The sequence below is a fragment of the Herpetosiphon sp. genome, from assembly GCF_003512625.1.
Taxonomy (GTDB): Bacteria; Chloroflexota; Chloroflexia; order Chloroflexales; family Herpetosiphonaceae; genus Herpetosiphon; species Herpetosiphon aurantiacus.
This window is the reverse complement of record NZ_DOPT01000078.1, coordinates 1-23,722: the sequence shown is the minus strand read 5'-3', so window position 1 is coordinate 23,722 and position 23,722 is coordinate 1. Positions and strand designations below refer to the sequence as shown.

Sequence of the window (23,722 nt, the reverse complement as noted above, 5' to 3'; positions counted from 1 at the left end):
CAGATCAGGCCTGATCTGCTCCATTGCATTGCTCGCTACACCCCTGCTGATTGCTAATCCGACAATCTTCTAGGCGCAAACACTGACATTGCAAGCCATGATTGAGTAATTCTTGCATTTGCTGCAAATCCTGAATCTGTTGGGCAACTTGGGTTAATTTTGTGGTGGCCATTGTTCGCCAACGGGCTGATGGCGGCGTATCCTCGCTAAATCCATGAATTAATGTTTGAACCTCGGCAATCGAAAAACCTGCTTTACGCGCCAAATTGATCAAATCAATCCATTGCAACACGCTGGAATCGTAACGGCGGCGGGTGTTATGGCGTTGTGGTTTGGGAATTAAGCCCATCTGCTCGTAATAGCGAATTGCTGATGATTGGAGGCCTGTTTGTTGGGCAACCTCGCCGATTGATAATCCTGGCATTGGCTAAAACTCCTGCTTGACTTAAAGTGCACTTCACATGATAGCGTGAAGGCATCAACGTATAAAGGAGTTTTCAATGAAACTTTTACAGGATTGTTTCGGCCTGTTGCGGAGCAAAACCGGCTTGTTGCTGATTGCAGCCCTGATGGCAGGCGTGCTCTTTTTCGAGCGTAGTGCATTGGGTGTTTGGCTGGCTGGTGCAACGCCAATCGTGATGATCGTGGCCTGTCTGATTCCATGTGCGATTCCGTTGTTGTTTTTACGGCGCAAGCAGCCAGCTAACCAATGTGCTTGTGGTGACCCCAATTGTGGTGGTGTGACCAGCAAATAACTATAAAGCCGTCGCCCTTGCCAGATTCAAGGGCGACGGCTCACTAATTAATGCTTACCAACCCAAACTCGGAATTTGCTCGGCGGCCAAGCGCCCAAGTTGAACGTTGAATTCAGCAGGATTATTGGGATGCCATTCAAAGCGTGCTCGCTCAAACCATTGAGTTAAGACCCGATCGCCATCAGGATTGGTTTCCATGTGTGGCGCAGTGAGTGGCAAGCCAAACAAGGCTAATGATTCAGCGTAACTAATCCCAGCATCACCTAAATCTAAGCCATGGCTTTGCCAATAACTCAAAAACGCTCCGCAAACCTTGCGATCGGTAGTGGCAAAATGCTGGCATTGGCCAGGCAATTGCTCGGCTCCAGCCGAAGTATCGCCCTCGTTTTGCCAATTACGATTGAGTGTGGTCAAACGCTCGGCTCCTAAACGCCCCAACGAAACCTCATATGGTGTGCCAGCCAATTCAGGGTGATGTTCGTAGCGCTGACGCTCAAGCAATTGCACCGTATAAGTTTTACCAGTATCGGCATTGATTTGGCTAAATTCTTCGCTTTGCGGATAGCCAAACACTGCCAAGCCCCATTCTTCTGCCAATATTGTTCAAATAATCCACCAAGCGAGTGCTGACTTTCAGGGTAATAGCTGCGATTCTCTAGCAATGGATCGGCGGCTTGGCGTGGGGCGGTTGGCACAACCTCAGCAATGGGCCGCACATGAATTACTGGCTTGGCTCCACGATTATCGCTCCATGCTACGAGTGAATTATCAATATGAATCAATGGACGACCACTATCGCTATAGCCAAAGCGGTCAATTGTAAACATGCTTTTTTGTCGAATATCAACCCCCACGACGCTAATCTGGGAAGTAGTATGTTCACCATAATTGAGCGCTACCAAGAAATTTCCGCTTCCAGAAAAACCATACAGCGCATCAAAACGACAATTATTTTCGTTGATCAAGATTTCAGTATTTGCTAGTGTTCGAGCATATAAATGTTGATTGTTACAATAATAAAAGTTCTTATTCAGTAATAGATTTTGCTTAATCCCGATATTACAAGCGGGTTCGGTTAGTTTTTGAGGTGCCTGTGATCCATCTAAAGCAAGATAATGGATCTCTGAGCAGACACTATTTTTTACAACAACATGGGTGGCATAAGCCCAACTAATAATCTCGCCATCAGATTGCAGCGAATCAATGCCATAAATCGTGGCTACCTCGCTGCCAACCAAGACTGGAGCCTGATTGCCAGCCAGATGCCATTTCCAGATTTGATTGGTGAGTTGCGGTGGTGAACCTTCGAGTTCCAGCCAAATCAGCCAATCGCCAGCAACCGTCCAACGCATGTGGTTTTGCTGATGGGGCACTTGCAAGATGGTATTGGTTTGGGTCGCCAGATCATACTGATAGACATGGTGCTTATCGCGCCAGATTACCCGACCATTATCAATAAAGAAGTCATAGGTTTCATTTTGAATACTGCCAAGGCTAACACTCGTTCCAGTCGTAAGATTGGTTACCCATAATTCACTCGTATAATTGACGAAATCGGTGCGCCAGGTGCGCCACGCCAGCCAATTGCCATCAAGTTTAAGCTGCGTAATCGTATGCTCGCTGACAATCTCGCGGCTGAGCGTTTGGCTTTGCGTCGCAGCTACGGGGTTACTAAAAAATCCGAGGCTTAATAGCAAGCCTAGTCGGCATACCCATTGCCATTTCATCGTGCGTCCTTTCTACACCAAAACTACTGAAAACGAGTGTAGTCGAAAGAAAGCTGATTTTGGCTGCTAGCGAACTGAAACAGGAGTTGTGAGTATCTGAGAAAGTGCTGATAAGAATTGGGATGTGTGAGGAAAATTGGGGCTAAAATAAAAAAATGGTGCCGATGACTGGAATTGAACCAGTGACCTAACGATTATGAGTCGTTCGCTCTAACCCCTGAGCTACATCGGCACAGAATGAGCGGCTTGTTAGCAAGCCGCTCAAATCTTTAGTTGTGGTTGCGGGGAGAGGATTCGAACCTCTGACCTTCGGGTTATGAGCCCGACGAGCTACCACTGCTCCACCCCGCGTTGACCTATGTATATTAGCACACTCTGAGTTTCTTGTCAAATTAGGGCTTGCTCAAGCTATAGATGCTCTGTTCAAGGGCAATTTGAGGAGTTTGCGCCGTTTGGAACAGCTCGCGATCGACCCCAAGATCGCCGAATTGCATGGCGATTTCCGCCGAAGCGCTGGTAACCGTTACTTCACAACCAAGCAAACGAATTGCTTGCATCATCACCAGCACTTTCTCAGCAGCCTCATTGGAAAGTTCGCGAACTCCGGCTAAATCTAAAATTAATAGACGGGTGCGTTGGCGATGAATGTTGGCTAGTAAGCGTTTTTGAATTTGCTCAACCCGTTTGGGATCGAGTGCCCCGACCAAGGGAGCTAATAGCACATTAGCAGCAATTGTCACGGCGGGCGTTTCGAGGGTTTCGACCAAAGCCAATAAGCGCTGTTGCTCCTGATTTTGTTTGAGCAACGCATCGGCTTGGCTGCGCATCAGTGTCGATTGTGCTTTGATTCGGCGTTGCTCACCATCGGATTTACTGATTGTATCTTGTAACGTGAGCAAATTGGTTTCGCTAATCGTGCGAATCAACACGATTGCGGCAATCAACAAGGCATAGGCCACTAAATTATCGACGGCGGCATAGGCTCCATCGAAATTGGCTCGGACTAAGATTCCGCCATAGCCAACTACGGCACTAATAACCACCGCAGTTGAAGAACCCATGATCAGCGCCATGACTGGAGGAATTAGCGTAACCAAATTAACTGGCTGGGTTTTATCAACAAAGCCAGCACAAATCAGCGTCACAAACCCGACGATTAACCAACGACTCCACTCGATGCCACGCCAATAGGCTACGCTGATGCCCGATAGAATCAACAAGATAACCCCCATCAGTAACGGATTTTGCCAACCATTACGAATAATAATCACCGCATCGATTGCAGCGGTCATGATATTTAAGAGTACTAAAAGTGCCAGTGTGGCTTGGCGTTGGGTGATTCGTAGCATGAGGGTTGGCTCCGAATTGCTTCAGGATACGATTTGTGTTGTTCATTATACGCACAAAAAAGTTAAAAGAAAATGGGCCGATTGGTATAGCCAATCGACCCATCTGTTGCGCTTTGTAGCAGGGTTTAGCTGCGAGCTTTTTCGACCAATTCTTCTTGCAAGTTGCGTGGAATTGGCTCGTAGTGATGGAATTCCATCGAGTAGGTTGCGCGGCCTTGGGTTTGTGAGCGCAAATCATTGACATAACCAAACATGTTGGCCAATGGCACGAAGCCACGAACGACTTGAGCGTTACCGCGAGCTTCCATACCTTCGATGCGACCACGGCGGCTGTTTACGTCGCCGATCACGCTACCCATGTAATCTTCGGGCACAATCACTTCAATTTTCATGATTGGTTCCAAGATTTGGGGGCCACCCTTGCGCACGCCGTCCTTCAAGGCCATTGAAGCGGCGATCTTGAAGGCCATTTCCGACGAGTCAACGTCGTGGTATGAGCCATCGAACAAGGTTGCTTTCACGTCAACCACGGGGTAACCAGCGATAACGCCAGTTTCCATGGCTTCGCGGATACCAGCTTCGACTGCTGGGACGTATTCGCGAGGCACAACCCCACCAACGATCCCATTGACGAAGATGTAGCCTTCGCCTTCGCCTGATGGCTCGAACTTGACCTTAACGTGACCGTATTGGCCTTTACCGCCTGATTGGCGCACGAACTTGCTATCGATATCGACGCTGCGGGTGATGCTTTCGCGGTAGGCCACTTGTGGCTTACCAACGTTGGCTTCAACCTTGAATTCGCGCATCATGCGATCGACGATAACTTCCAAGTGTAATTCGCCCATCCCGCGGATGATCGTTTGGCCAGTTTCCACATCGGTGTTCAAGCGGAAGGTTGGGTCTTCTTCGGCCAAGCGTGAGAGCGCAATCGACATCTTGTCTTGGTCGGCTTTGGTTTTTGGCTCGATCGCCACCGAAATCACTGGTTCTGGGAACTTGATGCTTTCCAAAACCACCGGATCATCTGGTGAACAGATGGTATCGCCAGTGAAGGTATCTTTTGGACCCACCACAGCCGCGATATCGCCTGCATAGACTTCCTTGATTTCTTCGCGGTGGTTAGCGTGCATTTGCAGCAAGCGACCAACCCGTTCGCGCTTGTTCTTGGTGGTGTTCAAAACATATGAGCCAGTTTCGAGTTTACCTGAGTAAACGCGGAAGTAGGCCAACTTGCCCACGAATGGGTCAGCCATAATTTTGAAGACCAAACCAGTGAAAGGTGCATTTTCATCGGCTGGGCGCTCGATGAACTCAGCATCTTCGGCTTCTGAATCAACGCCTGGGCGCACAGCCTTGGTTACTGGAATTTCCAATGGTGAAGGCAAGAGCAAGACCACAGCGTCGAGCATGCGTTGCACGCCCTTGTTTTTCAAGGCTGAACCACACAAGACTGGCACCAATTTGTTGCCAATCGTGGCGGCACGCAGAGCGCGGCGCAATTCAGGCACTTGCAATTCTTCGCCTTCGAGATAGAGCATCATCAACTCATCGTCGGTTTCGGCGATGGCTTCGAGCATATATTCGCGGGCTGCTTTCGCTTTTTCAGCCAATTCAGCAGGAATTTCGCGTTCTTCTTGGACTTTACCAACATCGTCCATGTAGAAGATAGCCTTGTTTTCCATCAAGTCGATGATCCCTTGGAAGCGATCTTCGGCTCCGATTGGCAATTGGATCGGCACTGGCTTTGCGCCAAGGCGATCAACAATCATCTGAACGGTGCGATCGAAGTTCGCGCCCATGCGGTCCATCTTGTTGACAAAACAAATCCGAGGCACGTTATATTTATCAGCTTGTCGCCACACCGTTTCTGATTGTGGCTCCACACCGGCTACTGCATCGAACACCACTACGCCACCATCGAGCACGCGCAATGAGCGCTCTACTTCAGCGGTAAAGTCCACGTGGCCAGGGGTATCAATAATATTGATTTGATAGCGTTGCTCAGCATATTCCCAGTGAGCGGTGGTAGCAGCAGCGGTAATCGTGATCCCACGTTCGCGTTCTTGTTCCATCCAGTCCATGGTGGCAGCGCCTTCGTGGACTTCACCGATCTTATAGTTACGACCGGTATAGAACAAAATCCGTTCGGTGGTGGTAGTTTTCCCTGCGTCAATGTGGGCAATAATCCCAATATTGCGTACTCTGTCGAGTGGTGTCGAGCGAGGCATTCCTTACTCCGTTACATGGTTAGTATTAGCTGGTGACAGCCTGCACGGCGGTGACGTTGTATTGTACCATAAGTATGCAGGCAAAAAGCGGCTAAACTCGCGTCTAGCCGCTCTGGTCACCGACCCAATTGTTTCACGACGCTGGTCGTGAGGGGTGGCCATAAACTTTAGAAGCGAGCGTAGTGTGAGAAGGCGCGGTTGGCTTCAGCCATACGGTGAACTTCTTCACGACGCTTGACGGTTGCACCAGTGTTGTTGAAAGCATCGACCAATTCGAGCGCCAAGCGTTCGTGCATTGGTTTGCCGCTGCGACCGCGAGCGGCGGTCAACAACCAGCGAATCGCTAAGGCAATCCGGCGGTCGCTTTTAACTTCAACTGGCACTTGATAAGTTGAACCACCGACGCGCTTTGGGCGAACTTCGATGGTAGGGCTGGAGTTGCGCAGCACTTGTTCGAACAGATCAACTGGTTCGCGGTTCAAGCGTTGAGCTGCAACATCCAACGCGCGATATACGATATTTTCAGCGACACTTTTTTTACCGTGCATCATGACCTTATTGATCAACATTTGCACGTGTATGCTGTTGTGAATTGGATCACCAGGCACAATCCGCTTGGCAATTTTTCGTCGTCGTGGCATGTTACCCTACCTTATTTTTTCTTCTTGCCCGTTGCAACTTGGGCATTCTTCTTGGTGCCGTACTTCGAGCGACCTTGCTTGCGGTTGTTGACACCTTGTGAGTCCAAGGTACCGCGCACAATGTGGTAGCGCACGCCTGGCAAGTCTTTTACCCGACCACCGCGAATCAAGACCACTGAGTGTTCTTGCAAGTTGTGACCTTCGCCTGGAATATACGCGGTCACTTCCATTTGATTCGACAAGCGCACCCGAGCCACTTTACGCAATGCCGAGTTTGGCTTCTTAGGGGTCATGGTCTTAACTTGGGTACAAACACCACGCTTTTGGGGTGCACCGTTGCCGCGGGTAAGCTTGCCCTTCAGCGAGTTGTAGATGAAACGCAGCGCAGGTGCCTTGGTCTTTTTGACCACAGGTTTACGGGGCTTGCGGATCAACTGGTTGATCGTTGGCATTCAATTCCTCCAAAGATTTTGGAAATACCGGGTTCTGGACGGTTCTCACGTCTACTATACCGTGAGCGTGTTCTAGCCTAACGAGCTATGGCATTGCCGCCCCAATGCCGCGAACAGTCATAATCTATTGGTTATCCATCAGTCAGTTGGCTGATGAACACCAGCGAAAAATTGCAGCAAAAAAAGCATGCCCACCACGGGGCATCGACCGCCCAGTATAGCACCAGCGTAGGCTACTGTCAAACTGCTATTGAACGATTATCAAATATCCAACAAAAGTACTGGTAACACCATAGGCAATGGTCGTGATATAGTGAGGGCGTGGAAGGCTGGTGGTTTTGGTTTTATTGTGAGGAGGATTATATGGGTCGTAGGTGGCTTAAGCTTGTAGCACTGTGTGCTATCTTCTTGCTTGGCAGTATTTGGCTGCCCGCAGCTTCGGCAGAAACCTCGGTAGTAACCCTCAACGATCTTGCACTTGGAACAACCTCATCAATTAGTAACGACACCATGCGAATCGTCCATAACGGATTAGCCTATTTTACCGCCAATGATCAATCAAATGGTTGGACATTATGGCGTAGTGATGGCACTGCCGCAGGGACATTTAGGCTGACCACTGCCCAGCAAACCAACATCATTCCCCAGTATCTGGTTGGTTATGGCGCATATGCCTATATTGCAACTTATACTCACACCGATGGTTACTCAATCTGGAAAACCGATGGCTCGCCCAATAGCATTAGCAAAGTTGTCAGCTTCGATTCAAGCAGCGTAACTACTGGCTATGTCAAAATTAGCTTGATGCAAGTGGCCCAAAATACACTCTATTTCTTCTTTGCTTATGAATCGATGGTTGAGGTTTGGAAACTTGATCAGGCCTTGCAACCAGTCAGGATTAAAGCTTTTCGGGCGAGCGCAATGCAATTCACCGTTTCAAGCATTGATCGCTTAGTTGAATTCAATGGAGCGGTTTATTTCTTGGTTTCAACAACCGATATACCATTTTGGGGATATTTCTCAGATTTATGGCGTACCGATGGCACTCCCGAAGGCACCTATAGCGTTCAGGTGATCGATGGGCGCAAATATGCTAGAGTTCAAGGGCCAGTCGTTGCCGGCGGTAAGCTGATTTTCAATTCGTTGCTTGATGGGGTTGTGGCGAGCAATGGCTACCCCAATGGTAGTGAGCCATTATTTGATACCATCGAAGATGGTGATGCCCCAATGCAGCTTGTTAGTGTGAATGGGATTGGCCTGTTGACTCGGTATCATGGTCATCGCTTGTGGCGAACTGATGGAACAGTTGAGGGAACCTATCCAATTGATGTTAATCCACATGGCCCTGATAATCTCATATTTGGCCCAGTGGTTGGTAACTATCTCTACTTTACTGCCGAACACCCGAGTTATGGCCGCGAATTGTGGCGCACCAATGGCACGCTTGCTGGCACCAGCTTAGTCATCGATGGCATTGCAGGCCCGACGAGTAGCAATCCCATCAACTTCGCGACAGTTGGCAAACAACTTTATTTCACTGCCACGAATAGCCAAGGTGGTGTCCAACCATGGAAGTTGGATTGTGTTGGAGCCAACCCGCAGATGATTGGCCCAATTGATTCAATTAGTGCCAATGCCAACCCTGGCATGTACCTTGAAACTCCCCAAGGCATCGTGTTTGCTGCGAATACCCCTGCTCTTGGCCACGAACCATGGCTGTATCGCGAAAGTGGCAATACGTGGCTGAAAAGTAATGCAGTAGTCGCAACTGCGAGCGATCAGGTTGCCGCAATTCCGGTGACGATTGGCAATGATGGCACGATTATGCAGCAAACTCTCGAACTCACCCTTATTCTCACTGATAGGGTCGAATATCTCAGTGATACAAGTGGCATTACCCCGACAATCCAAGCCAATAGTTATGCTTGGAAACTTGATCGGATTGCAGCAAATTGTAACGAACACAGTTTTGTGGTGTATGTTAAGTTGCCTAGTTTCTCCTTAAATCAACACCGTCCATTTACGCTCCAACTAAGTGGCATGGCCCCAGGCGATAGTGCCAACGACAATCAAGTTAATGGCCAGCTGGTGGTTGGTACTCCCCTCTTCTTACCAGCAGTTCAATAATATTGAAATTGGCTAAGCGCTGGCAGCATGGCTTAGCCCGTAATGAGCTATATCCAAATTAATTATCTGAGGAGAAAACAATGCGTCGAATCACATTTCGCTATTTGGCCTTGATTGGCCTGCTTTTACTTGGCAGTAGTTGGTTGCCCGCAGCTTCGGCTGAAACCTCGGTGGCAAACCTCAGCGACCTTGCGACTGGAGCAACCTCATCGATCAGCAATGAATCGATTAATCTAGCCTATAACGGGTTAAGCTACTTTGTCGCTAACGATGGTAATAACGGTGTTGGTTTATGGCGCAGTGATGGGACGGCTGCTGGAACCTTTATGCTGACCACCGCCGCACAAAACGCGATTAGCCCGCAATATCTTGTTGGCTATGGTGCATATGTCTATATTGCAGCCCATACCGAGACTGATGGCTACTCGATTTGGCAAACCGATGGTTCATCCAATAGCATTACCAAGGTTGTCAGCCTCGATCCAAGCAACTACTCCACAGGCTATGTCAAAATTAGCCTGATGCAGGTTGTGCAAAATACGCTGTATTTCATTTTTTCCTATGAAGGGCAGATTGAAATCTGGAAACTTGATCAGGCCTTAGCACCAGTGCTGGTTAAAAAGGCGGTTGCCTTTAATTCTGCGTGGTCGGCGAGCAATATTGATCGCTTGGTTGAATACAATGGGGCAATCTATTTTGTTACCTCAACCATCACGATTATTACCTATGGTGCTACCTCCGATTTATGGCGAACTGATGGAACGGCTGAGGGAACCTACAAAGTTCATTCAATCGATACCCGTAAATATGCTCAGGTTCTGGGACCCATTGTCGCTGGTGGCAAACTAATCTTCAATTCATTTCATGATGGGGTTGTGACAAGCGATGGAACTCCAACGGGCATGGTGCGTTTTGAGAATCGCATTGATGTTGGCGAGGGTCCCATGCAACTTACCAGCGTCAATGGGATTGGCCTGATGACCTATTTTGGTGGTGAGCGCTTATGGAGCACTGATGGGACGGTTGCGGGAACCTACCCAATTGATGTTAATCCAAATGGCCTTGATAATGTCAGTTTTGGCCCAGTGATTGGGAAGTATCTTTACTTCACCGCCGACCATGCGAATTATGGCCGCGAGCTTTGGCGCACTGATGGCACAATCGCTGGGACGACCCTCGTGCACGATGGTATTCCAGGCGTAAATGCTAGCAACCCAAAAAACTTGGCAGCAGTTGGTAATCAATTGTACTTCAGTGCTGCGACTGCCCAAGGTGGCGTGCAGCCATGGAAATTGACTTGTGCTGGTGCAAACCCAACAATGCTTGGCCTAGTTGGTTCAAATACGGTTAATGCTGACCCTGGTTTATTTCTTGCCACTACTCAAGGCGTAGTGTTTGGGGCTACAACGCCATCCCTTGGTCACGAGCCTTGGCTGTACCGCGAAAGTGGCAATACATGGCTGAAGAGTAGTACCGTCGTCGGAACGGCCAGTGAGCAAGTTGGCGCAATTCCGGTGACAATTGGTAATGATGGCACGCTTATGCAGCAAAGCATTACTGTAACGTTGACCCTCACCGATGGAGTCGAGTATCTTAGCGATACGAGCGGAATTACCCCAACCATCCAAGGCTCGATGCTGACATGGCAACTGAACCAGATTCCTACGAACTGTAGCGAACAAAGCTTTGTGGTCTATGTTGGCTTACCCGATGCCGAGGTTGGCGAACAACGACCATTTTCCGTGACGATCGGCGGTATGGTTGCGGGCGATATCAGCAATGATAATCAGTCTAATGGTCTGATTGTGGTTGGTAATCCACTGTTCTTACCAGCAGTTCAATAAGCTCATTTGTTGGTTTGTTTGAGATGTGCCGTTATTTTGACGGCACATTTCTATTTAAGCTGTGCTGCTGCCAATAAATCTGGCGCAATACTTGTGCCTAAACGGGTGCATCCATTGCTCAACAACCCACGGGCTTGGGCCAAATTATCCACAGCAGCAACTTTAATCCCCATCGCCGAGTTGATGGTACGCCGCACATCAGCGACTAGCCCAGCGGGCACGGTCACGAGATCCAAATCGTGGGTGGCGGCTTGAGCACATGCTCGCAGCAAAATCTGGTGATGATCGCAGGCAGTTAGGTTGAGTTTAAGCACTGGCTTGGGATCATACGAACGCGGCAGCATTTCGCCAAGCCATGTTTCTAAGTGTTCTGCATCTCCAATGACCGTTTGCGGCACAATGAGTTCAATTTCGGTAACGCCAAGCCGTAAGGCCTGCTCGGCTTGTTCACGAGTGTGGGTTGCCACGCCAATGCGGAGTCCACTGCCAGCAGTCGCATCAACCCAGAGTTCGGCTTGCTCCAATGGCACAACTAAGCAGCCAATTCCGGCTTCGATCGCTTGTTGAGCTTGGCGTTGGAGCTGATCTAAACTGACTTGTTCAGTAATAGTTTGATCAAGCAAGGCTGCTAAGGCACGGGGCGCATCACTACGGGCTTGCGGTAGGCCTGCCAGCTGTGCTCGCTCGCGCAACGTGCGCAACACCATCCGACTAACCGTGGCTTCCACAGAATGGCGAATTGTTGTCATCGCAATCAACTCCTTTAATTAAGCAAAGCAATTGTACTAAGCACAAAAGCTTATGGTATTATCAGCGACATGATCCGCATTGTGGATGACGATTTGATAACAACCAGTATGGGTCGATATGCCTTTCGACCCCAAGGATGAACTATGCAAACCGAAGTGGAGCGTGTCACGGCAATGACGCACGAACAACGTAACCCCATCAGCCCGCTCGACCTTGGCTGGGTCAATAGTATTCGCGTCAATCGCTCAGCGGTGGAGCGCCGCGTGAGCAGCTTGCCAAATCGACGCACGGTTAAAAAAGATTGGCAGGCAGCTTGGCTGTTAAAAGCAATTAGCTGTATGGATTTAACCACCCTTTCAGGTGATGATACGGTTGGCACAGTCCAGCGTTTATGTTTAAAAGCTCGTCAGCCGATTCGTGGCGATTTGGTCGATGCACTGGGTATTCGCAGTCTCAATCTAACGGTTGGTGCTGTGTGTGTCTACCATACCTTTGTTGCCACCGCCGTACAATCACTCCAAGGTACAGCCATTCCGGTTGCCGCAGTATCAACTGGCTTCCCCGCAGGGTTATCCCCCATGGAGTTACGCTTGCGTGAGATCGAAGCATCGGTTGCTGCTGGTGCTCGCGAAATCGATATTGTGATTTCACGGCATCTTGTGCTGAACGGCGATTGGCAAGGCTTGTATGATGAAGTGAGGGCGTTTCGCGAAGCCTGCGGCGAAGCCCATATGAAAACCATTTTAGCCACAGGCGAGCTTGGAACCTTGCGCAATATTGCTCAAGCTAGCCTAGTTTGTATGTTGGCTGGCGCTGATTTCATCAAAACTTCGACTGGCAAAGAGCCAGTTAATGCCACCCTGCCAGTGTCGTTAGTCATGGTTCGGGCAATTCGCGATTACCATGAGCAAACCGGCTATAAAGTTGGCTTCAAGCCTGCTGGTGGCATCCGAACTGCTAAACAATCGTTGGATTGGCTGGCGTTGATCAAGGAAGAACTCGGCGATCAATGGCTGCATCCACATTTGTTTCGCTATGGTGCGAGTGCCTTGCTGGGCGATATTGAGCGTCAATTAGAGCATTATTTAACTGGCCAATATTCGTCGGCGATTCGCCATCCAATGGGGTAGTACAATGAAACGTCTGGTTCGTGGGTTGCTGGCGAGTTTTATGGTGTTGGTGGGAGTTTTACACTTTACCAATCCCAAGCCCTTCATCAAGATTGTACCACCTTCGTTGCCGCGTCCACGCAGCATGGTCTATCTCAGCGGTTTGTTTGAGATTTTGGGTGGGCTAGGCTTGTTATTGCCAGGGGTGCGCCGCAAAGCTGGCCTCGGTTTGATGGCCTTGTATTTGGCGGTGTTTCCGGCCAATATTCAAATGCTCAAGCAAAATCCACCGTTGTTTGGCAAACAACGTCCAGTGTTGTTGTGGCTACGCTTGCCATTCCAACCTTTGCTAATCTGGTTGGCATGGTGGGTTTCGCGCGACGAAGCCTAATTGTTTGATGCCCTCACCCCTAGCCCCATCCAAGGGTAGATTTTTTACGGTTGGTTTGCGGTGGAGCGTTCCCTCACCCCCCAACCCCCTCTCCCACGAAAACGCGGGCGAGGGGGAGCACCCGTTTTCACCATAGATCATGCCAAAACCACGCCATTACAGCCCCTCTCCCATCCGATGGGAGAGGGGTTGGGGTGAGGGGGCTTAAAACCTACCCTTGTAAGGAGGGGGTGAGGGAAATTACCCAGCCCATGCCGCTTTGGTTTGACGAAAGAGCACATGCGGCAGATTAGCTCGCTCAAAATGGCGTTCATAGCGCATCCCTAATTTTTCGGCAACCCGCTGCGATGCAAGATTGGTAGTCATCGTAAAAAGTACAATCGACGCTAACTCCAATTGTTCAAAGGCGACAGTTCGTGCTCGACTGGCAATTTCGGTCGCCAAGCCTTGGCCCCACCATTCTGGCAGCAAGGCATAGCCAATTTCAGTCTCAGGCTGCTCATCGATTTGCAATAAACGTAAACCTCCCCGTCCAACAAACGCCCCACTTGCCCGATCGTGAAAAATGCACAAGCCATACCCTGCTTGCTGCCAATCGGCAATTTGATTGTGCAAGCCTTGCAAGGTTCGTTGGCGATCTTGCAAACCGCCGAGGGTTGCCATCACCGTGGGATTTTGGTGCATTGCCACCAGTAGATCGGCGTGTTCAAGGCTGATTGCGCTGGCAATCAAACGTTTAGTTGAAAAAACCTGAGGATCAAGCATACAACCTCGCAAGAAATTTCAAATAGCGCGATTCTGACCAAAATTAATTATCAATTAAGCGTGATGGGCATTGATCTTGCATATCGGGATCGACATAAGTATGATACTATCAGCATGGCATCGTTGCCCTACATCGTCCCCATTCGCTGCTAGATTGGAGGTACGCTATGAAGATCAAGCATGTGCTCGCAACCAAAAGTCCCATCATTCATACGATTACTCCGCAAGCCCCGCTGAGCCAAGCCGTGGCGATTTTATCCGAACACAACATTGGCACATTGGTGGTAATGGAAGATGATCGAATTGTCGGAATTATCTCCGAGCGAGATATTATTCGGGCGGCAGCCCAAGATCCGGCAATTTTTGAGCGCCAAGTGCAGCATGTGATGACGGCCAATGTGATAACCGGTCGCCCCAGTGATGATCTTAAAGCCGTGCTCCAAACCATGACCAACCGCCGCTTCCGCCACTTACCCATTCTTGATGGCGACATCTTACTTGGGATTGTGTCGATTGGCGATGTGGTCAAGGCACAACTTGGGGAATATGAAGGTAAGCTCGATACCCTCGAAACTCAAATTATCGAAGAGGGCTAGACGCTCAAAAGGATTGCGATCATGACAACTGTGGGAACTGAAGCGCAGCCATTACGGGTTGCGATCATTGGTTCTGGGCCATCGGCATTTTATGCGGCGGATCACTTGCTCAAACAAAGCGATCTGGTTGTAGAAGTTGATATGTTCGACCGTTTGCCAACGCCATTTGGTTTGGTTCGCGGTGGGGTCGCTCCTGATCATCAGAAGATCAAGACCGTCACCAAGGCCTTTAATTTGGTTGCCAAAAATCCTCGTTTTCGCTTTTTTGGCTATGTGGAATATGGTAAAGATCTGAGCCACGCCGATTTAGTTGAACACTACCATCAAATTTTATATGCCACAGGTGCGCAAAGTGATCGCCATATGGGGATTCCTGGCGAGGATCTGACTAATAGTTTTCCGGCGACCGCCTTTGTGGCTTGGTACAACGGCCATCCCGATTATCGTCATCTGCAATTCGATCTCTCGCAAGAGCGGGTGGCGGTAGTTGGGGTTGGCAACGTGGCAATTGATGTAGCACGGATTTTGTGCCTCTCGCACGAAGAATTAGCGCGTACCGACATCGCCGACCATGCTTTGGAAGCACTCAGCAAAAGCAATATTAAAGAAGTGTATTTGCTGGGGCGACGTGGGCCAGCTCAAGCAGCCTTCACCACTCCCGAAGTCAAAGAATTGGGCGAGCTGGAAGAAGCCGATGTGGTGGCGATTCCCAGCGAAGTTGCCCTCGACGATGTGAGCCGCGCCGATCTAGAGGCTGGTGGCGATAAAGCTGCTCAGAAGAAGGTCGAATTGCTGCAAGGCTACGCTCAACGTGCGCCCGAAGGCAAAAAACGCCGCTTGATTTTCCGCTTCTTGGTTAGCCCAACCGAAGTTTTAGGCGATAGCGATGGGCGGGTAGCAGGCTTGCGTTTGGCTAAAAACGAACTTTACGCCAGCGAATCGGGCAGCATCGCCTCACGCGCAACTGGCGAAACCGAAGATTTGCCCGTTGGCTTGGTTTTCCGTTCGGTTGGCTATCGTGGTTCACCATTGGTTGATGTACCATTCAATGAACGCTGGGGAACCTTCCTCAACCAAAAAGGCCGCATTATCGACCCAACCAGCCAACAGCCCAAAATTGGCGAATATACTGCTGGCTGGATCAAGCGCGGCCCGAGTGGCGTGATTGGCACCAACAAGCCCGATGCAGTTGAAACTGTCCAATGTATGTTGGAAGATTTGGCGACAGGGCAAGTGCTCAATCCTAGCCATGCCGAGCGCGAAAGCATTGAAAAATTGGTGCAAGAACGCCAACCCAACTATGTAACCTTTGCCGATTGGCAACACCTCGACGAGATTGAGGTTGCCAATGGCGCGGCTACAGGTCGGCCACGGGTCAAATTCACCCGCATCGAAGATATGTTGGCTGCACTTGGCAAAAATGTAACTGCCTAAAATTACGCAACTTTAAAAACAAAGCCCACAGCTGAGTAATATCAGGTGTGGGTTTGTCTTTTAGGGGTCAGGGGCTGGGGATCAGGGGTCAGTTAAGTTGAATCCACGAAGAGCACGAAGAACGAAACCACGAAGAGCACGAAGGACGCGAAGGCTTGTTTTTAGCCACAGATTGACCCAGATGATGTAGATTAATTGTTCTGTTAGCTCAAAGCCAATAGCCATACTTCTCTGCGCTTAATTTCATCCTTCATCCTTTGAAACTCTGCGTCGCTGCGTTAAATTTCAAGCCCAATTTTGCCTTTTGATTTTTGACTTCTGACTTAACCCTATGTTCTATGTTCTTTGCTCTATGTTCTTAATTTCATCCCTCATAATTCATCCTTCATCCTTCGCTCTGCCTTTTGGCGGATTTGGCAAGCTTCAGAACGCAGTACAATGCATAGAGCAACTACCCATCATCGTAAAATAAGGAGCGAGCTATGGCATTTGGGCGTTCGTTTTGGCGCGAAACTCGCGCATCGTATGCATTTGTTGAGCGCAATATCAACTTAATCAAACGCTATTGGGGTTGGGAAGTTGTTTGGTTAATCTATTCGATTGTCAATGCCTTATCGATTACCTTTATTGGTAAGGCGGTTGGGGCGATTACCGGCCAAGAATTCGACCAAGCAACAATCAATGCCACAATTTTATATCTGATTGTCGGGACATTGGTTTGGCACTATTTGGCGGTGGTCTTTGATTGTATTGCTGAATCGGTGCAGTGGGAGCGTTGGGAAGGCACAATTGAATATACCTTTATGGCTCCGATTTCGCGCCTGACCCACATGCTGGGCACAACAATTTTTGCAATCTTCTGGGGCTTGTTTCATACAGGGATTATTTTGGCCTTTGTGGCGGTGTTTTTTCAAATTAGCCTTGAGAATGCCAACTTCTTGGGTGCAACCGTCATCTTGCTGACGGGCAGTATCAGCTTTATAGGCTTAGGGATTGTGGCAGCGGTTTTGCCATTACTCTTTCCCGAACGTGGAGCGCAGATGACGAACATCGTCAAAGCCACAATTTTGTTGGTTTCAGGTGTGTACTACCCAATTAGCGTATTGCCAACCTGGATGCAACCACTGGCCTCGGTCTCGCCAGCGACCTATGTGTTGGAAGGCATGCGGCGGGCTTTGCAAAATAATGCTGGGCCGCTCGACCTCTGGGCCAGCTACCTGTTGCCATTGTTGGGCAGTGGTTTGCTACTTGTTCCCTTTGGCTTGTGGATTTTCTTGCGGGGCGAGGAATATGCCAAACGCACAGGCCGCCTAAAACGCAACGGCTAAGCGCTTATTGACACATTTTTGCAGCAACCAGCCCAATTTGAAGCCATTTTGAACATAATTAATCATTTTACTCAGCAGTGACGCTAAAAATTAATGGTATAGATTCAATATCCCCCTTGGGGGGTATTTTTTTATAATCTAGCGCTAGAGTAACCACTGTACTACGAAGCATTATAGGACTAAGGTCATGCTTTTCAGGCCGGGGTTAAACCTTTTAGCGACTTCAGGGGGGATAGCTATCCCCCCTTTAGGACCAAAGAACCATTAATAATTTTGACAAAAAAACGCTGTACAGGTACAATAGGCCTAACAACCTACCTACGATAGCCTGTAGAAGCCATTTTTGTAGTGAATCACGGCTATTCGGCCTAGGAATCAGCCTGATCAGCCACCAATGGTTTCAACGTGAGAGGTCTCTGGCGTTAAGGAGGAATCTCACCACACATCCAACATCCCTACAGCTAACGTATCATCGCCCAACACCAATAAACTCCACCGGATCTTGCTCGGTTTACCGGAACATCCCCGTGTAAATAGCGAGGGAGGCTACCATGATTATCATTTTCTAAATGAATTCAGCATAATCGAACTGACATAACGTTTGGGGGTCTGTTTATGGTAATAATCTTCTAAGATTGAGGGTGTGCAAGCCTCGGATACTAAGCGCTGATCTTCCCAATGCAGGGTGGAACACGACCGATGAGCAATGCTCGTCGCCAGGATCAACGAGGCTTTGTGAATTCACAGCTATATTTTGGTTGTGTTGAGGCCATATGCACTATCTTGGGGAGGATTTCATGATTATCATTTTCTAAACTGACCGTTCAATAAACTCTAGCAACCATCACGAGATCAGCGATTTCGTGATGGTTGTGTTTTTAGCCTATGACAAATAAATATTAATAATTTTGACAAATTCGTTAAAATGATTTAATATATGTCATGTACTCGACCACTTGAGTATCCCGATGTTGTTCGACTGGCCACTTACTTAATCCACAGAAAGGGGCATGCGACTTCGGAAGAACCCAACGGCCTCACCGATTCCTTCGAAACAATGATGTGTACGTGCGGTAATCCAACCACTGTCGGTTTTGGGATTGCCCATGGTAAATTTGCAATCCACATATTGAGGAGGCACCCTTGAAGCGTCTGTTTGTTTCATTCGTCTTGATCTGCAGTCTTGTCATTATCTTCAGTGCTCCCAACCCATCATTTGGTCAAAGCCGAACTCCTGCGAAACCAGTTGATCGCGTTGATTTTGCTGCTCCAGCAGTAGCGGGCCAATTTGTGGTCAAATTCAAAGCCACAACCAGCAAAGCCAACCGCAGCTCGGCCCTCAAAGCCCTCGGCGCGGTACAAATCGATCGCATTGCAGCGCTTGATGCAGAAGTGATCGAAGTTGCGAGCCTCAAGAGCAACGATACCCTCGCAGGTCGCGAAGCTGTCTTGGCTGGCTTGAAGCAAAATCCCAATGTCGAATATGCCGAACCCAACTTTATTTATAATGTGAATTTTACGCCCAATGACCCAAGCCAAAGCTCACAATGGGCATGGGGTGTCATCCGTGCATATACCGGTTGGGATATAACCCAAGGCAGCAGCAGCGTGGTGATTGCAGTTGTTGATACAGGGGTTCAAGGCACCCACCCTGATCTTGATGCCAAGATGGTGGCTGGCTACGACTATATCGACAACGACTCAACGCCAACCGACGGCAATGGCCACGGTACCCACGTTGCAGGTACAAGCGCCGCTGAAACGAATAACAGCACTGGTGGTGCTGGCACATGTCCAAATTGTAAGGTGATGCCAGTGCGGGTATTGGGCAACGATGGTAGTGGGACGTTGGCTGGTGTGGCCAATGGGATCACCTACGCTGCCGACAATGGCGCAAAAGTCATCAATTTGAGCCTTGGTGGTGGTGGTTCGACCGCATTGCAAAATGCTGTTGACTACGCTTGGGGCCGTGGGGTGTTCTTGGCTTGTGCTGCTGGTAATAGCAACACCTCAAGCACCACCAGCTCGTATCCAGCTGCTTACACCAACTGTTTTGCGATCGCCTCAACCACCTCAAGCGATGCTCGTTCATCGTTCTCGAACTACGGTTCGTGGGTTGAAGTGGCTGCCCCAGGTTCGAGCATCTACTCAACTTGGATCAACAGTGGCTACAACACGATCAATGGTACTTCAATGGCTACCCCACACGTTGCTGGTTTGGCTGGCTTGTTGGCCTCACAAGGCTTGACCAATAGCCAAATTCGCGACCGCATCTGCTCGACCTCAGATCGCATCACGGGCACAGGCAGCACTTGGACTTGTGGTCGGATCAACGTCTACAATGCTGTCAACAACGGTGGCTCAACCCCAACCCCAACGCCTCCAACCAGCACGCCAAATCCAACCACCCCAACCGTGGTTCCACCAACCGCAACCCCACCTCCAGGCGGCGGTAGCATTGTCAATGGTGGCTTCGAAAGTGGCACAACTGGCTGGACCCAAGCCTCAAGCGGTGGTTATAACGTAATTGATACCACTCGCCCACGCACTGGTAGCTACAGCGTTTACATGGGTGGCTACAACAATGCCAGCGAAGGGATCTACCAAACGTTGACCGTGCCAGCAGGCAAGTCATTGAGCTTCTACTGGTATCAAACCACTGCCGAAGGCAGCACGACAGCTTACGACTACCTGCGCGTTCGGGTCTACAACACCAGCGGAACCTTATTGGGAACCTTGGCTACTCGCTCGAATGTCAACACCAAGAACGCTTGGGTGGCTGAAAGCTTGAGCTTGGCAGCCTATGCTGGTCAAACGGTTCGTATCCGCTTTGAAACCACAACAGATAGCTCATTGATCACATCGTTCTTTGTTGACGATGTAAGCCTTCAATAAGCTGCTCGTTCTTCCTTAGTTTGCAATCGAACAACGTCAGTCACACCCGTCAACAGCAATGTTGGCGGGTGTGGCGTTTTACAAGCGCCTTGCGTTACGCTAAAATAGAGCTAGCAACCACCAACCATGTTTAAGGAGTGAGCGATCAATGGCCAGTGAGTCAAACAAACCTTTGACCAACAAGCGTAGCTATTCGATTATTGGCACGCTGTTTGTACTTTTTTTAGCGGTGCTTTCGTTTATTGTTGTGCCAATGATGTTGTTTGCCGATGATTCGCCAGCTGGGGCTTTGGCCTTCTTGGCAATTATGCTGGGCTTAGTGGTCACCATTATTGCTTCGGTTTTGGCTCCACTCAAGCAACAAGAATATACCGATTTTGCGGTGCGTCCACCAATGGAGCTTGATTTGGAAACCTTCGATGCTAAAAAAGATGGGGTTTCGTGGTAGTCTTGTCGAGCTACTCGCTGGCCAGCAGGCGATACCTGCTGGCCATTCGTTTTTTAGAGCGCCGTATCAACGTGGGCGCTAGCAAAAGTGGCCATTTCGCTTAAAATGCGACAGGCCGCTTGCACCAACGGAATCGCCAAAGCCGCGCCGCTGCCTTCGCCAAGCCGTAAATCAAGCTCAAGCAATGGCCGCAAACCCAATTGTTGCAAAGCAATCCGATGGCCTGGCTCAGCTCCACAATGCGCTGCAATACAATAATCAATCGCCTTTGGCGCAAGCGCTTGGGCTACCAAAGCCGCCGCTGTGGTGATAAAACCATCAACTAAAATTGGCACACGCCGCTGAGCAGCACCCACAATAATGCCCGCCAAAATACCAATTTCAAAGCCGCCAACCTCGATTAATGGCTGAAGTCCATCCACATTACTGCCAACCCGTGCCACTGCTTGAGCCACAACCTCGATTTTGCGTTGATAGTGCTCGGCTTGTACGCCCGTGCCATGGCCAGTAACGGCAGCCGCAGGTTGCTGGCAATAGATCGCGGTTAAACAGGCGGCAGCGGTCGTATTGCCAATCCCCATCTCGCCAAGCGCAATCAAATCGTGGCCTGCATCAGCCAATTCATGAGCGATGCGTATGCCGCGTTCAAATGCTGATTGAGCTTGGGCTTGGCTCATTGCTGGTTCAATTGCCAAGTTGTGCGTGCCAGCCCCCAGCCATTCGCTGCGAAAATTAGCGGCCTCGCTAACAATTGCGGTTTGTACCCCCGCATCAATGATTAAGAGTTCAGCTCCAACATGGCGGGCCAAAACGCTCACCGCCGCGCCGCCCGCCAAAAAATTCGCCACCATTTGGGCCGTGACGCTTGAGGGATAGGCGCTCACTCCATATTCAGCCACCCCATGATCGGCTGCCGCAACGACAATGATCGGTTTTTGCACGCTTGGCGGGCATTGCTGAGTGATACCTGCTAATTGAATTGACAAGGTTTCGAGCAGGCCCAGCGCTCCCTGCGGCTTGGTCAGTTGATCTTGGCGTTGTTGCGCTTGCTGAATTGCAGCGGAATCAAGCTCGGCAATCGTGGCTGATAGATCGTCAATGTTCACTCGTTGCTCCAGGTATAGGTTGATCGCCGCGCAGAATAGCATCAATTTCATTCGAGGACAAACGTTGGACATCAGTTGGACTAGGCTTGGATTCGGCTGGATTGGCGGGTGTTGCTGGGGCTTCAACGCTCAAACGCGTGCCAGTTAAGGGCATGACCATGGTCAATTTGGGGTCGGGGATGCTTGGCTCAAGCCCTTCGAGCGTATCGCGCAAGGCTTCATCATACACCACCACTGCATCACTGCCAATGCCCGCGATGCCGCCGCTGAGCACATATTGCCGTTCGCCCTTCAACACGCCACGGGTGATCACATAGCCAACGATCAGGCCAGTTTCATCGAGCAATAATTCGCCAATCGTGCCCAATTTATTGCCTGATCGACCAATCGCGGGCGTGCCCGTGAGGTGTATTTTCTTTTCGAGCAGGGCATGAACATGGGGGATGGCGTTGGCCCGTAGCACTTCGCAGCCAGCTTTAACCAAAATCACATCGCCAACCCAGACCAAAACTTGTGCCCATTCAACAATTGTAGCTTCGCGAAACAGGCCGCCCGTGCTAGTCAATAGCCCAACGATTCGCCCCGCATCGTGATCAACCAAAAGATCGGCGACTGAACCGATAATATTACCAGTATCGACCCGAATAATCGATTTTTTGACCAATTCTCCTGCCTTATACATTGCCATAACTCCATAGCTAAATTTGGTTGGAATGACGCGCTGCGCAGTTGACGAGCCGCTAAAGCCTGCGGTATGCTTGGGTCTAGTTCCAGCATCTCGGATGGAGGCGAGCAGCCACCATGCATCAGTTAGAGGTCGTTTCTTGCAGCAGTACGATGCTCGATATGGTTGTGCCGATCGCAGTGCTTGTACCGCCCGACCATTCAGCCGACGGGCCTGCCTGTCCGGTCGTAACCTTGCTCCACGGGTTGTCAGATAGTTATATGTGCTGGTTGGATTATACAAATATTCGGCAATATATTGCTGCGACGCGCTTAATTGTGGTAATGCCGCATTGTGGGCGCTCATTTTATGCCAACGGCCTTGGTGGCCAGCAGATTGAGGAGTTTCTCGCCGCTGAGTTGCCTCAATTGATTGATGCTCAGTATACGACAATCAGGCAACGTGAGGGCCGTGCAATTGGCGGCGTTTCAATGGGTGGCTATGGAGCGCTGCGCTTGGGATTGCGCTATCCGCAGCATTGGAGCGCCGTTTTTAGCCATAGTGGGGCAGTTGATGCCCCGCGCTGGATCGACGATCCCTCGAATATGGTGATTTTCGGACCAGTCGATAGCCCCATTCGCCAAGAATATAGCCTCTTTCGGATGCTTGAACAATTGGTCGTGCCGATTCCGGCGATGCATTTTGATTGTGGAATTGACGATTTTTTGGTTGAGGAGAATCGCTTGTTTCATCATGCGCTGCGCCAACAGCATATTCCGCATATCTATCGCGAACGTCCAGGCGGCCATACGTGGCGTTATTGTGATGAAAATTTAGCGGCTAGTCTGAGTTGGGTTTGCCAACAACTCGATCTAGCAAATCAAGCCTAAATCTACTTGTAATGATTCATAGCATTAGCAAGTGGTTCTAACCATCCTGTACGGATCAGGTACATCGTCGGTGAATCCATCCACATCGTCGGTATGGTCAGTCGGGTGTTCTAGCCTTGATTAAACACCGATAACTGCATCGCCGATGATGTCCCTGATCCATGTGACGATGTACCTGATCAGCACACATCCCTCACCCCCAGCCTCTCTCCCACGGCGG

General features: G+C 49.7%; 22 protein-coding genes and 2 tRNA genes. 11 read left to right on the top strand and 13 right to left on the bottom strand.

All coding sequences use genetic code 11. From position 1 onward, the window contains the following. Positions 1 to 4: 4 nt before the first annotated feature. Positions 5 to 424, bottom strand: a complete 420-nt coding sequence (locus tag DEF47_RS16890) for a helix-turn-helix domain-containing protein (protein ID WP_012190814.1) — start codon at positions 422 to 424, stop codon at positions 5 to 7. Positions 425 to 500: 76 nt separating this feature from the next. Here DEF47_RS16890 and DEF47_RS16885 point away from each other — a divergent pair, with 76 nt between their 5' ends. Continuing rightward, positions 501 to 755 carry a hypothetical protein gene (locus DEF47_RS16885; RefSeq protein ID WP_041304621.1) on the top strand — a complete coding sequence of 85 codons (255 nt, stop codon included), beginning with the start codon at positions 501 to 503 and terminating at the stop codon, positions 753 to 755. A gap of 54 nt (positions 756 to 809) precedes the next feature. Here DEF47_RS16885 and DEF47_RS16880 read toward each other — a convergent pair whose 3' ends face one another. From DEF47_RS16880 to rpsL, 8 genes are all read right to left on the bottom strand, one after another. Further along, on the bottom strand, positions 810 to 1,169 hold the full coding sequence (locus DEF47_RS16880; protein WP_287045249.1) for a hypothetical protein: 360 nt from the start codon (positions 1,167 to 1,169) through the stop codon (positions 810 to 812). Positions 1,170 to 1,180: 11 nt separating this feature from the next. Beyond that, on the bottom strand, positions 1,181 to 2,482 hold the full coding sequence (locus DEF47_RS16875) for a hypothetical protein (protein WP_012190813.1): 1,302 nt from the start codon (positions 2,480 to 2,482) through the stop codon (positions 1,181 to 1,183). A gap of 156 nt (positions 2,483 to 2,638) precedes the next feature. Then, a tRNA-Met gene (locus DEF47_RS16870) sits at positions 2,639 to 2,714 on the bottom strand. A gap of 44 nt (positions 2,715 to 2,758) precedes the next feature. Continuing rightward, positions 2,759 to 2,833 (bottom strand) — tRNA-Met (locus tag DEF47_RS16865). 41 nt (positions 2,834 to 2,874) lie between these two features. Beyond that, positions 2,875 to 3,831, bottom strand: coding sequence for an STAS domain-containing protein (locus DEF47_RS16860; RefSeq protein ID WP_012190812.1), 957 nt, complete (start codon positions 3,829 to 3,831; stop codon positions 2,875 to 2,877). Positions 3,832 to 3,956: 125 nt separating this feature from the next. Next, entirely contained in the window at positions 3,957 to 6,062 is a 2,106-nt protein-coding gene (gene fusA / locus DEF47_RS16855; protein WP_012190811.1) for an elongation factor G, read from the bottom strand. A 167-nt stretch (positions 6,063 to 6,229) separates the two neighbouring features. Beyond that, a complete protein-coding gene (rpsG, locus tag DEF47_RS16850) occupies positions 6,230 to 6,703 on the bottom strand; it encodes a 30S ribosomal protein S7 (protein WP_012190810.1) in 474 nt (157 codons plus the stop codon). A gap of 11 nt (positions 6,704 to 6,714) precedes the next feature. Beyond that, positions 6,715 to 7,155: a 30S ribosomal protein S12 gene (gene rpsL, locus DEF47_RS16845; protein WP_012190809.1), complete on the bottom strand. Its 441-nt coding sequence runs from the start codon at positions 7,153 to 7,155 to the stop codon at positions 6,715 to 6,717. A 363-nt stretch (positions 7,156 to 7,518) separates the two neighbouring features. Between rpsL and DEF47_RS16840 the strand changes: the two genes are divergently transcribed. Continuing rightward, a complete protein-coding gene (locus DEF47_RS16840) occupies positions 7,519 to 9,282 on the top strand; it encodes a hypothetical protein (protein ID WP_012190808.1) in 1,764 nt (587 codons plus the stop codon). An 80-nt stretch (positions 9,283 to 9,362) separates the two neighbouring features. Next, positions 9,363 to 11,126 (top strand): hypothetical protein, encoded by a 1,764-nt coding sequence (locus DEF47_RS16835; RefSeq protein ID WP_012190807.1) that lies wholly within the window; start codon positions 9,363 to 9,365, stop codon positions 11,124 to 11,126. 50 nt (positions 11,127 to 11,176) lie between these two features. On the opposite strand, the gene DEF47_RS16830 is transcribed toward DEF47_RS16835, so the two are convergent. Continuing rightward, positions 11,177 to 11,875, bottom strand: a complete 699-nt coding sequence (locus DEF47_RS16830; RefSeq protein ID WP_012190806.1) for a beta/alpha barrel domain-containing protein — start codon at positions 11,873 to 11,875, stop codon at positions 11,177 to 11,179. Positions 11,876 to 12,019: 144 nt separating this feature from the next. On the opposite strand from DEF47_RS16830, the gene deoC reads away from it, so the two are divergent. Both deoC and DEF47_RS16820 read left to right on the top strand, forming a co-directional pair. After that, positions 12,020 to 13,006, top strand: a complete 987-nt coding sequence (gene deoC, locus DEF47_RS16825) for a deoxyribose-phosphate aldolase (protein ID WP_012190805.1) — start codon at positions 12,020 to 12,022, stop codon at positions 13,004 to 13,006. Positions 13,007 to 13,010: 4 nt separating this feature from the next. Further along, positions 13,011 to 13,376, top strand: a complete 366-nt coding sequence (locus DEF47_RS16820; protein ID WP_012190804.1) for a DoxX family protein — start codon at positions 13,011 to 13,013, stop codon at positions 13,374 to 13,376. A gap of 240 nt (positions 13,377 to 13,616) precedes the next feature. Here the strand turns inward: DEF47_RS16820 and DEF47_RS16815 are convergent, their stop codons facing one another. Beyond that, positions 13,617 to 14,141 (bottom strand): GNAT family N-acetyltransferase, encoded by a 525-nt coding sequence (locus DEF47_RS16815; RefSeq protein ID WP_012190803.1) that lies wholly within the window; start codon positions 14,139 to 14,141, stop codon positions 13,617 to 13,619. A 167-nt stretch (positions 14,142 to 14,308) separates the two neighbouring features. On the opposite strand from DEF47_RS16815, the gene DEF47_RS16810 reads away from it, so the two are divergent. The 5 genes from DEF47_RS16810 to DEF47_RS16790 all read left to right on the top strand — a co-directional run bounded on the left by DEF47_RS16810 (position 14,309) and on the right by DEF47_RS16790 (position 20,842). Beyond that, on the top strand, positions 14,309 to 14,737 hold the full coding sequence (locus DEF47_RS16810) for a CBS domain-containing protein (protein WP_012190802.1): 429 nt from the start codon (positions 14,309 to 14,311) through the stop codon (positions 14,735 to 14,737). Positions 14,738 to 14,758: 21 nt separating this feature from the next. Continuing rightward, positions 14,759 to 16,171, top strand: a complete 1,413-nt coding sequence (locus tag DEF47_RS16805; RefSeq protein ID WP_012190801.1) for an FAD-dependent oxidoreductase — start codon at positions 14,759 to 14,761, stop codon at positions 16,169 to 16,171. A 482-nt stretch (positions 16,172 to 16,653) separates the two neighbouring features. After that, positions 16,654 to 17,499: an ABC transporter permease gene (locus DEF47_RS16800; protein ID WP_012190800.1), complete on the top strand. Its 846-nt coding sequence runs from the start codon at positions 16,654 to 16,656 to the stop codon at positions 17,497 to 17,499. Between the two features lie 1,143 nt (positions 17,500 to 18,642). Next, positions 18,643 to 20,394, top strand: a complete 1,752-nt coding sequence (locus tag DEF47_RS16795) for a S8 family peptidase (protein ID WP_012190799.1) — start codon at positions 18,643 to 18,645, stop codon at positions 20,392 to 20,394. Between the two features lie 148 nt (positions 20,395 to 20,542). Further along, complete coding sequence (locus tag DEF47_RS16790) at positions 20,543 to 20,842, top strand: hypothetical protein (protein WP_012190798.1); 300 nt, start codon at positions 20,543 to 20,545, stop codon at positions 20,840 to 20,842. Positions 20,843 to 20,895: 53 nt separating this feature from the next. Here DEF47_RS16790 and cobT read toward each other — a convergent pair whose 3' ends face one another. Both cobT and DEF47_RS16780 read right to left on the bottom strand, forming a co-directional pair. Next, positions 20,896 to 21,942 carry a nicotinate-nucleotide--dimethylbenzimidazole phosphoribosyltransferase gene (gene cobT / locus DEF47_RS16785; protein ID WP_041306621.1) on the bottom strand — a complete coding sequence of 349 codons (1,047 nt, stop codon included), beginning with the start codon at positions 21,940 to 21,942 and terminating at the stop codon, positions 20,896 to 20,898. After that, positions 21,938 to 22,630: a PRC-barrel domain-containing protein gene (locus DEF47_RS16780; RefSeq protein ID WP_012190796.1), complete on the bottom strand. Its 693-nt coding sequence runs from the start codon at positions 22,628 to 22,630 to the stop codon at positions 21,938 to 21,940. Before DEF47_RS16780 ends, cobT begins: the two co-directional genes overlap by 5 nt. A 119-nt stretch (positions 22,631 to 22,749) precedes the next feature. On the opposite strand from DEF47_RS16780, the gene DEF47_RS16775 reads away from it, so the two are divergent. Then, positions 22,750 to 23,502, top strand: a complete 753-nt coding sequence (locus DEF47_RS16775) for an alpha/beta hydrolase (protein ID WP_287045247.1) — start codon at positions 22,750 to 22,752, stop codon at positions 23,500 to 23,502. Positions 23,503 to 23,722: the final 220 nt, after the last annotated feature.